The sequence below is a fragment of the Methanoculleus sp. UBA413 genome (assembly GCF_002502935.1).
In the GTDB taxonomy this organism is placed as follows: domain Archaea; phylum Halobacteriota; class Methanomicrobia; order Methanomicrobiales; family Methanoculleaceae; genus Methanoculleus; species Methanoculleus bourgensis.
On record NZ_DAQR01000088.1, the window covers coordinates 3,276 to 14,514 of the forward strand.

Genomic DNA, 11,239 nt, shown 5'->3' on the forward strand with positions numbered 1-11,239 from the left:
TCGTGGAGGGCGGCCTCGACCGCCGCCGACCCGGAGTGTTTGCCGATGACGATGCGCCGTCTCCGTCCGACCTGTTCCGGGCGGATCGATTCGTAGGTGCTCGCGTCCCGCATCACCCCGTGGGCGTGGATGCCGCTCTCGTGGGTGAAGGCCATCTCGCCGACGATGGGTTTGTTGGTGGCAAGCGGTACACCGGTGAGCCGGGCGACATGGGTCGAGAGGGGGTAGAGCTCTTCGGTCGCAATCCCGGTATCAACTCCGTAGAGCACCTCAAGCGCCATCGCCAGTTCTTCCAGGGCCGTGTTCCCCGCCCGTTCCCCGAGGCCGTTGACGGTGACGTGGGCACAGGATGCCCCGGCACGGAGGGCGGCGACCGAGTTTGCGAGCGCAAACCCGAGGTCGTCGTGGCAGTGGATGGAGAGCGGGGCGAAGAGGAGCGGCGGGATGACTTCGGCGGCCCGCTCGGGCGTGAGGAGCCCGACGGTGTCGCAGAAGCAGAGCCGGTCGGCGCCTCGCTCGACCCCTTCCCGGAAGATCGCCGCGAGGAACGTCTGGTCGGCGCGGGATGCGTCTTCGCCTGAGAGTTCGACGACAAGACCGCGGCTCTTCGCGTACTCAACGGCACTCCAGGCCATATCGCAGACCTGCACACGGGTTTTGCGGAGTTTCTTTGCGATATGAAGGTCGCTCACCGGGACGACGAGGTGGACAGAGTCGGCACCGGCATCGGCGGCGAGGTCGATATCCTGGGCGAGCGCCCGGACATACGTGCACGTTTCGGCAGCAAGCCCGGCATCGGCGATTGCACGGATGGACTGGCGTTCCCCGAGGGAAGCGGCCGCAGAGCCGGCTTCGATGACGTGGACGCCGACGTCGGCAAGGTGCGTTGCGATCTCAAGTTTCTCGGCCGGCGTCAGGCAGACACCGGGTGTCTGTTCGCCGTCCCGTAAGGTAGTGTCAAAAAAGCGGATCGATTCACCAAATAAAGCAATCACTCATAGTGGGTTTCACCGCAAATAATTGGGAGCACCCGTATTTAAACGTTGGGGATTCGGGAGCAGGGGAAAAGGGGGGAGGGGGTTATGCCGGCGCCGGTGCGCTCTCATAAATGAGAGTGATGTAGCGGTAGGTAAAGATGATGAACGCCGGCATGAGGAGAAGGAGGATGATTACGCCGATGATTGGTACCAGGATGAGGGCGAACTCCACGACCGCGACCACGACGGTCAGTACCACGAGGGCGACAAAGACGTTCAGCCACCCGATCCTCCCGATATGAGCAAAGATCGCGCTGAAGTTGAACGCCTCGCCGAACCTCCCCGTGTGGGCGAACCGCACGACCGCGAAGAGGGCAATGAACGATATGAGGATCGCGACGAGCACCGCAAGCAGGATGCCGGAGAGGGCGGCGGCGACCGCAGGAGCCCAGGCTGCAGGGTCGGTCGCCCCCTGCACCCCGATGGCAGAGAGGACCGCAAGCCCCCCAAAGTAGGCCAGGATCAGGAGAACCGGGATCATGTAGATCAGGCTGATGATGTTCCACTTCCACCCGTCGATAAAAAGCCTGCCCCACTGGTCCACGTCGGGCGCGGGCCTCCGGCCGGCAAGCACCCTGACGATGTAGCCGTTGTAGAGCGGAATCAGGAAGAGGGTAAAGACCTGGATAAGTGAGAGAACGACCAGGAGGATCCACCGCCCCCATTTTCCCCAGAGGGCATCTTTAGTATATTCAAACGACCCCGAGATGAGACTGCCGTAGTCCATGAGATACCACCTTCAGCCATGGAGAGAAGATGGCACATATAATCGTTTGGGAACACCCGATCCCGTAGAGATGCTTCGCAAAATCCCCGGATAGCGATGGGGTCTCGCGCGAAGCCGCGAAGGGCGCGAAGGGGACTGCTAACACCCGCACCGGCTTCGCGAACTTCCGCGTGAACGATGTATGGATGACTCTGCAGAGATGCTTTGCACAACTCCCTGGATTATCCGGTTGCCGATGGAGGTGGCAACCTCTATAGGAGTCCTTCAAAGAAGCCGGGATCCCGGCAAAAAATGTTTGAAGCGGCCTTCAGTGCCGGAAGTGCCGCACGCCCGTAAAGACCATCGCGATGTTGAGCCGGTTCGCCGCGTCGATGACCTCCGCATCGCGGATCGAGCCGCCCGGCTGGACGAGCGCCGTCGCACCTGCTGCCGCCGCGACCTCCAGGGTGTCGGGGAACGGCAGGAAGGCATCCGACGCAACCGCCGAGCCGGCAAGAGGCTTTCGAGCCTTCTTGACCGCGATCTCTGCCGACTCGACCCGGTTCATCTGCCCGGCACCGATCCCGAGGACCGCATTTTCGTCTGCAAATATGATGGCATTGCTCTTCGTGTGCCGGCAAACCTTCAAAGCAAGTTGCATCGCCCGCATCTCGTGGGCGTCGGGCTCCCGCTCGCTCACGACCTTCCAGTCCTCGCGGTAGGGCTCCGCCCGCTGGACCAGCACGCCGCCGTCGATGCTCCGGATCTCGTCCTGCACCACCGGTTCAGGCAGCCGGAGCACCCGCATGTTCTTCTTGACCTTCATGATCTCGAGCGCCTCCGGTGTGTAGGAAGGAGCGATCACGACCTCGACAAACGTCCCGGTGAGCTCCCGGGCGACATCTTCGGTCACCTCGCGGTTCATGGCGACGATCGAGCCGTAGGCCGAGACCGGGTCGACCTCCCGGGCGGCGATGTAGGTCTCGAGGAGTCCGTCGCCCGTCGCAACGCCGCAGGGGTTGTTGTGCTTGACAATGACCACAGCGCACTCCTCAAACTCCCGGAGCAGGCCGACGGCAGCGTCGACGTCAAGGTAGTTGTTGTACGACATCTGCTTGCCCTGGAGCGTCTCCTGGGCGGCGATGCCGGCATCCCCGTAGACCGCCGCCGCCTGGTGCGGGTTCTCACCATAGCGCAGCGCCCGCCCGTTCCTGAACTGGACGTTGAGGACCTCGGGGAACGGCCGGTTGATGCCGGTGAGGTAGTTCGTGATCGCGCCGTCATAGGCCGCCGTCCGGGCAAACGCCTTCGCGGCGAGATTCAACCGCTCTTCGGGCGAGAACCCGCCGCTCCGGACCGCGTCTGCAACCATATGATAGTCGGCAGGGTCCACCACGACCGCCACGTACTTGTGGTTCTTTGCCGCCGCCCGGACCATCGCCGGGCCGCCGATATCGATGTACTCGATGATCTCGTCGAGCGAAAGCCCGGCGTCGCTCATCGCCTCGAAGGGGTAGAGGTTCACCACAACAAGGTCGATCGGCTCGATGCCATACTCCTGCATCACGGCATCATCGATGCCGCGGCGCCCGAGGATACCCCCGTGCACCTTCGGGTGGAGGGTCTTTACCCGGCCATGCATCATCTCGGGAAACCCGGTGTAGGTAGAGACGTCGGTATACGGAACTCCCGCCTGCTGTAGCGCAGCCCCGGTGCCGCCGGAACTCAGGAGCCGGTAATCGTGCCCGACGAGCACTTTTGCAAGATCAACAATGCCTGTTTTATCCCAGACAGACAGCAGTGCCCATTTCATGATTACACGTGAGTGGGATACAGAGATATATATTTGGCGCTATCCACGAAAACGGTCGCCTTTCACCCTCCCGGGTCCCGGGAAACAAGAACGCCGGCATCGCAGGTACCGCCGGTATCTCTCCTGGAGGAATGCGACCTCCCTTCCGCCGATCCACGTATCACGGGAGAATATTGCTGAATGAGTCTCCAATCGGGAAACCGGCTGGTTATAGTGGCCGAATGCCTGCAGCATTCGTTAAAGATATATAGAACTACATTACAATAAATAATCAAACCAGTACATTACATCATTTTGAAGCAGGTAAGGCGTATGAAGGAGGAAACATCCGAACCAAACGAGAAGCAACCGGATCTCGCAAAAGAGGCGGATGCAGTATCTCCGGCGCTTGAAGAGCTGCAGAAGGCATATGACGACCTTAACAGCCGTTATCTGCGCCTTGCAGCAGATTTCGACAACTACCGGAAGCGGATGGCCCGGGAGATCGATACCCGCACAACGTTTGCCATCGAGGATTTCGCGGTGGAGTTGCTCGAGGTCATGGACAACTTTGAGCGGGCGGAGAAAGCCGACGGTGCAAGCCTCCGGGAAGGGATGGAGCAGATCAGGAAACTCTTCACAACCATCCTCGACCGGCACGGCATCAGGCCCATCGAATGCCGGAACCTTCCTTTCGACCCGGAACGGCAGGAGGCGGTTGCCTACGTTCCTTCGGCTGCAGAGGAAGGTACCGTGATCGACGAGGTCATTCGCGGATACTGTATGCAGGATAAGGTCATCAGATGCGCAAAAGTTGTGGTATCTAAAGGAAAGGAGGAATAAATACATGGTTTCAGAGAAAGTCCTTGGTATTGATCTTGGAACAACCAACTCGTGCATGGCAATCATGGAAGGCGGGCGGGCGACGGTCATCGCCAACGCCGAAGGCGGCAGGACGACCCCGTCTGTCGTAGCGTTCACCAAGGAAGGCGAGCGGCTGGTCGGCAACGTCGCAAAGCGGCAGGCGATCACGAACCCGAACCGCACCATCCAGTCGATCAAGCGCAAGATGGGCACAAGCGAGAAGGTTGCCATCGAGAGCAAGAATTACACCCCCCAGGAGATCTCCGCGATGATCCTCCAGAAACTGAAACTGGACGCAGAGGAGTACCTGGGCGAAAAGATCACAAAGGCCGTCATCACGGTGCCTGCCTACTTTAACGACGCTCAGAGGCAGGCGACGAAGGATGCAGGAACCATTGCAGGCCTTGAGGTGCTCCGGATCATCAACGAACCGACCGCGAGCGCGCTTGCCTACGGTATCGACAAGGAGGGCGAGGCCACGGTGCTCGTCTATGACCTCGGCGGCGGTACGTTCGACGTCTCCATCCTTCAGCTCGGCGACGGCGTCTTTGAGGTCAAATCGACCGCCGGCAACAACCGTCTCGGCGGCGACGACTTCGACAAACTGGTCGTCGATTACCTGGTTGATGAGTTCCGAAAGAAAGAGGGCGTTGACCTTAAGAAGGACCCGGTCGCCATGCAGCGCCTGCGGGACGCGGCCGAGAACGCGAAGATCGAGCTCTCCACCGTCCAGAAGACCAACATCAACCTCCCCTACATCACCACGACGGAGAGCGGTCCCAAGTTCCTGGACTTCGACCTCACCCGTGCGAAGTTCGAGCAGCTCATCGCCGACCTCGTCGACTCGACCCTCGGGCCGGTGAGACAGGCGCTCGCCGACGCCAAACTGGGCGCCGATGATATCGACCACGTCCTCCTCGTCGGCGGGTCGACCCGGGTGCCGCTCGTGCAGGAGACCGTGAAGAAGGTCCTCAACAAGGAGCCCGACAAGGGTATCAACCCTGACGAGTGTGTCGCTCTCGGCGCCGCCATCCAGGCCGGCGTGCTGACGGGCGAGACCAAGGACGTCCTGCTCCTCGACGTGACCCCGCTCTCGCTCGGTATCGAGACGCTCGGGGGCATCGCGACGAAGCTCATCGAGCGCAACACCACCATCCCGACGCGGAAGAGCCAGATCTTCTCGACCGCAGCCGACGGCCAGACCTCGGTCGAGATCCACGTCATGCAGGGTGAACGGGCACTTGCGAAGGATAACTTCACCCTGGGCCGGTTCCAGCTCACCGGGATTCCGGCAGCACCCCGGGGCATCCCGCAGATCGAGGTCACCTTCGATATCGACGCGAACGGTATCGTCCACGTCTCGGCAAAGGACCTCGGCACCGGGAACGAGCAGTCGATCACCATCAAACCGCAGGACTCCCGCCCCTCTGAGGCCGAGATCCAGCGGATGATGGACGATGCAAAGAAGTTTGAGGATGAGGACAAGAAGAAGCGCGAGGAGATTGACCTGCGCAACACCGCCGATACCGCCATCTTCACCGCTGAGCGCGCCCTGAAAGAGGCGAAGGATACGATCGATGCTACGGAGCGGCAGAAGATCGAGGATGCGATCGCCGACCTCAAGAAGGCGCTCGAGGGCGACGACCTTGAGGCCATCAAACAGAAGATGGATGCCCTGACCGAAGCGGTATATGCGGTCACGACAAAGATGTACCAGCAGGCCCAGGCGGCCGCCCAGCAGCAAGAGGGGGAGGGTGCCGCAAAGAAGGATGATACCGTCGTTGATGCCGATTACGAAGTCAAAGAAGAGTGAGGTCGATGGGTCCGGACAGCTACTATGATACCCTCGGCGTCTCGCGGGACGCCAATGACGCGGAGATCAAGAAAGCGTACCGGAACCTGGCACGGAAATACCACCCTGATGTCTGCAAGGAGCCGGAGGCCGAGGAGAGGTTCAAGAACATCAACGAAGCCTATAGCGTCCTCTCCGATCCCCAGAAGCGCGCCCAGTACGACCAGATGGGGCATACCGCCTACAGTAACGCATCCAAAGGCTCGTACGCCGGGGGAGGGGGGTTCTCCGGCGGGTTCAGCGCCGACTTCTCAGGGTTCGGGGATATATTCGATACCTTCTTCGGCGGCGGGGGCAGGCAGCGTTCCGGCCCGCGCCCCGGGGCCGACCTCCTGATGAAGATACGGGTCACGCTTGAGGAGGCAGCCTTCGGGACCGAGAAGGAGGTCGCTCTCGATCATATCGAGCCCTGCCCTGCGTGTGATGGGTCGGGGAGCGAGACGAAGAAGTTCACGACCTGCCCGACCTGCGGCGGCAGCGGCCAGATGCGGCAGATGAGCCAGTCCATCTTTGGGAATTTTGTCCGGATGAGCACCTGCACCACCTGCGGCGGGCGGGGGAAGATACCCGAGTCCCGGTGCAAGGCCTGCGGCGGCAGCGGGCATCGGCGCGCCCGGCAGACCGTGAAGGTCCGGATCCCGCCTGGGGTGGATACGGGCATGCGTCTCCGGATGGAGGGCTACGGCGACGCCGGGGACTATGGGGCGCCGAGCGGGGATCTCTACATTGAGATCAGCGTCGCACCGCACAGGACGTTCACCCGCCGGGGCAACGACCTGGAGACGGTCATCGAGATCACCCCGGCGCAGGCGACCCTGGGCTCCCAGGTCGAGGTCCAGACGATCGACGGGCGGACGGTCGTCCTCGATATCCCGGCCGGTGTGCAGTACAACACCGGGCTGAAGATACCGGGCGAGGGCGTGCGGTGGCAGACGAAACCCGGCGATATGCTGGTGCGGGTGCGCATCGTCGTGCCTGAACGCCTGACCGAAGAGGAGCGTGAACTCTATGAGCGCCTGCTCGAGATCGAGGGGAGCAAACCCTCCGCGAAGGGCGCAAAGAAGGGCAAAGGCTTCTTTCAGGACGTCGTCGACAAGGTCAAAGAGTCGGTGAAGTAGGGGCTCTCGCGGCCCAACGTTCTACCTTTTTTTGATGCTGCCCCAGGGGACAACCGGTACCGGATAAATCCACAATGTGGTTTTGCCGGAGAGGGTCTCCCGCAGGAGGTAGCAATATCCAGGGCGTGATAGAGTTGACGACCTGGAGCCTTAAATTACCCAAACCGCGGAGGATCTTAACAAAAAACCTCTGAGAAGGTTGCCTGTTCCTTCGCAATACTCCGGTGGTGGAGAGCGACTGTCTCGATCACCTGTCGTCCATGAGGGAGGATGTGATATCCCCGTTATTATTATAAAAATTATAGAATAAATCACCGTAAAGGATATATATTTATACTGCTATTCCCCCTTCACCGGCTAGACTATGACCGGTCTTTAAATCGGAATCTGCACTCTGCCTGCGGGGTGCTCCAATGAGCACCCGCTTTAGCCAGCCTGTTTGTGCCTACCGAATGGTATGTACAGCGGCTCTGCAGGAAGAGAGCGGAGTTCACGCAAGGGGGGAAAAAAGTGACAAAAAAGAGACATCTGGCACTCTTGTGCGCAGTCGTCATCATCGGGTTGCTGATACCGCCAGTTATAGCGGTAGAGGCTGCGCCGGGGGAGGATCTCTATAGCCCACTCAACGGTGCGCAGGAACGCCCAGATATCGACGGCAACATGATAGTCTGGGAAGACAACCGGAACGGCAACAAGGACATCTACTTTGGGACAGTAGACAAATTCAGGGCAGACTCCGGCCGGGGTACGCAGCATGCTTCCTACACCGGCGAGCAGATAACAGACAATCCCGCCTCGCAGGAGAAACCGTCCATCTCGGGCGACTACATCGTCTGGCAGGATAACCGGAACGGGAACTGGGACATCTATTTCTACAAACGCTCTACAGGAGTGGAAGAACTCCTCACCGGCACGGGCAACCAGTGGATGCCCATCGTCCGCGGGAAGTACGCTGCCTGGTATGATGACAGCAACGGCAAGACAAACGTCGTCCTCTATGACATCGCTGCCGGGAGCGTGAAGAAAGTCATCGACTGTGACGCAACGACAACGATTCCCTGGGGGACTACCGAGTTCAAACCCGCACTCTCGGAGAAGTATGTCGCCTGGGTAGAAGAGGATGACTGGAGGGTCCATTACTATGACATCGCGGCCGGAACGGTAGTAGGCCCGGTATCCACGAGCACGGCGGCCCAGACTTGGCCCTCGCTCTACGGGAGCCTTATTACCTGGGAAGATTACCGAAGCGGTGATGCCGACATTTACATGACCGATCTCGCGAGTCCCTCCGGAGGGGAGCAGAGGATCACCTTCGACACTTCCTATCAGGCCTCGCCGTCGATCAGCGGGAGCATCATCGCCTGGGAGGACATGCGGAAGGGGCCGTATGGAGGGGGGGAGCGAGGTATCTTCCTGTATGACCTCAAATCCGGGACCGGGGAAGAGAAAGCAGTACGGCTGCCCGATAAGGATTATATTGTGCATCTCTACCCCGCCGTCAGCGGCAATACCATTGTCTGGCAGAACGGCCGAGGTGAGAGTTCAAACCTCCACATCTTCGCCTACAATCCTTCAGCATCGGTCAAACCGACCCTGAAGAGGATCGAGATCACGCCGCCCGGAGGCACGCTCAAGGTTGGCGAGACAAAGGAGTTCACAGCAACCACCCTCGACCAGGACGGCAACGAGATCTCCGACGTCAAGATCTCCTGGTCGAGCAGTAACATGACCGTCGGGACCATCGGAGAGTCCAGTGGCATCTTCACCGCGCACGCCGCGGGCACGACGACCATCACTGCAGCATCAGGCGAGATCAACGGAACCACGACCGTCACCGTCAACGCTCCGGCGCCGGTCAAGCGGGTGCTTACAAGCATCGCAATCGACCCGACCGAGGCTACCGTGGCTGTCGATGAAACGAGGGCGTTCGAGGCAACCGCCCTCGACCAGTTCGACGAAGAAATGACCGGGATTACGATCACCTGGACGAGCAGCAACACGACCGTTGGGGACATCGATAAGACCAGCCATAAGACCAGCCTCTTCACCGCTCACGCTGCGGGCACGACGACCATCACTGCAGCATCAGGCGAGATCAACGGAACCGCGACCGTCACGGTCAGCGCTGAAAACCCGGTGCTTGATAGAATCACGATCAAACTGACCCCGACAACCCTTGAGATCAACGAGACAGAAACATTCACAGCAATCGCTCTTGACCAGTTCGATAATGAAATGACTGGGATCACGTTCGCCTGGACAAGCAGTAACGAGACCGTCGGGACCATCGATAAGACCACCGGCCTCTTCACCGCTCACGCTGTAGGCACGACAACCATCACTGCCTCCGCAGACAGCAAGTCCGCGGAAGCACTCATCACGGTCACCGCTGCAGCCCAGGTCGACCCGGTGCCTGAGAGCATCGTGATCAAACCGACCGAGGCCACACTCGCGGTTGGCGAGACGAAGGAGTTTGCGGCAACTGCCCTCGATCTGGACGGCAACAAGATCTCCGGCGTTGAGATCGCCTGGACAAGCAGTGACGAGACTATCGGGACCATCGGCGACTCCAGTGGCCTCTTCACCGCACTGGCTGCGGGTACAACGACCATCACCGCAACGGCAGGCGATCGCTCCGCGGAAGCGACCGTCACGGTCACCGCCGAAGACCCGATAGAACCGGTGATTGCGAGCCTCAGGCTCACGCCGCCCCGGGCCACTCTGGAGGTCGGTGACGACCAGAGGTTCATGGTGACCGCGTTCGACCAGGACAACAACATTATATCCGCAGGTGAGGTCACCTGGGAGAGCAGCGACGACGCCGTCGGAACCATCAATGCGAGCGGGATCTTCACCGCTCTCGCTGAGGGCACGGTGACCATCACCGCAGAAACAGGTGATGTCTCAGCGCAGGCGACCATCACCGTAAACGCTCCGGCGCCGGCGTTCGGTATGATTGTGGTCTCTCCGTCCGCGGTCACCCTGGAGACCGGCGATACCCTGCAGTTTGACGTCATCGCGTTCGACCCGTTCGGTAATATCGTCGAGGATGCGGAGATCACCTGGATGTGCTGCGATGAGAACGTCGGCATGATCGACGATTGCGGCGTCTTCACCGCCGTCTGCGGCGGCACGACGACCGTCACCGCAACCGGCGATGGAGCCACCGGAACCGCGACCGTCACCGTAACCGACGCCGCTCCGGCTCACGTGCGCACCGTCGTTACGCCGGCGGCGATCACGCCTGCCGATAGCGGCACCGGTGCCATCACCACGATGGTGAACATAGTGGCCGCCGAAGATTGCTCGGGGGTTGTGATCTCTCCATCGGCGATCATCCTCGATCCTGAGGATAAATGGCAGTTCAGTGCGACTGTCTATGGTCTGCAGGACAACGCAGCCAATTCTAAGCCGAAGTGGTCATGTTCTGCAGGCACGATAACCCAGGAAGGCCTCTTCACCGCCGAGCATGAAGGGACTGCAACCATCACCGCCTCGGTCGAAGGGGTCAACGAGACCGGGATCGCGGAAGTGACAGTTCGATCGGCATCCCCGACCCAGGAGCGGATCGCGGTCAGCCCGTCCGACTTCACCATCGCCGCCGGGCAGAGCCTGAAGCTCACCGCGACCGCGTTCGACCAGAATGGCAACCCCATGCCTGATGTCGAGGTCACCTGGGAGAGCAGCGATCCGTGCATCGGCACCATCGATCAGGAGACTGGCCTCTTCACCGCCCTTGCGGACGGCGAAGTGCGCCTCACTGCATCAGCAGGCGAGGCCAACGGCTCCGCCTGCGTGACCGTTGAACCCTCTATCGCAGTCCCGACCTGCATCGAGGTCGAGCCCTCCCCCGCCACAATTGAGGTCGGG

Annotated in this window: 7 protein-coding genes; 4 read left to right on the forward strand and 3 right to left on the reverse strand. The window is 60.6% G+C overall.

Annotated elements, in window-relative coordinates:
• From BP858_RS07135 to purH, 3 genes are all read right to left on the reverse strand, one after another.
• The coding region (locus BP858_RS07135) for a homocitrate synthase/isopropylmalate synthase family protein (RefSeq protein WP_286879187.1) at positions 1–995 on the reverse strand (995 nt) is incomplete at its 3' end.
• Between the two features lie 85 nt (positions 996–1,080).
• Positions 1,081–1,764, reverse strand: coding sequence for a DUF4013 domain-containing protein (locus BP858_RS07140; RefSeq protein WP_014868184.1), 684 nt, complete (start codon positions 1,762–1,764; stop codon positions 1,081–1,083).
• 307 nt (positions 1,765–2,071) lie between these two features.
• Complete coding sequence (gene purH, locus BP858_RS07145) at positions 2,072–3,556, reverse strand: bifunctional phosphoribosylaminoimidazolecarboxamide formyltransferase/IMP cyclohydrolase (protein ID WP_074175417.1); 1,485 nt, start codon at positions 3,554–3,556, stop codon at positions 2,072–2,074.
• A gap of 312 nt (positions 3,557–3,868) precedes the next feature.
• Between purH and BP858_RS07150 the strand changes: the two genes are divergently transcribed.
• From BP858_RS07150 to BP858_RS07165, 4 genes are all read left to right on the forward strand, one after another.
• The gene (locus tag BP858_RS07150) at positions 3,869–4,378 is read left to right on the forward strand and encodes a nucleotide exchange factor GrpE (RefSeq protein WP_062265597.1); all 510 of its coding nucleotides are present in this window, start codon (positions 3,869–3,871) and stop codon (positions 4,376–4,378) included.
• A 4-nt stretch (positions 4,379–4,382) separates the two neighbouring features.
• Positions 4,383–6,212: a molecular chaperone DnaK gene (dnaK, locus tag BP858_RS07155; RefSeq protein WP_214166713.1), complete on the forward strand. Its 1,830-nt coding sequence runs from the start codon at positions 4,383–4,385 to the stop codon at positions 6,210–6,212.
• Between the two features lie 5 nt (positions 6,213–6,217).
• Complete coding sequence (gene dnaJ / locus BP858_RS07160; protein ID WP_214166714.1) at positions 6,218–7,369, forward strand: molecular chaperone DnaJ; 1,152 nt, start codon at positions 6,218–6,220, stop codon at positions 7,367–7,369.
• A gap of 510 nt (positions 7,370–7,879) precedes the next feature.
• On the forward strand, positions 7,880–11,239 hold a 3,360-nt coding region (locus tag BP858_RS07165), incomplete at its 3' end, for an Ig-like domain-containing protein (protein ID WP_286879188.1).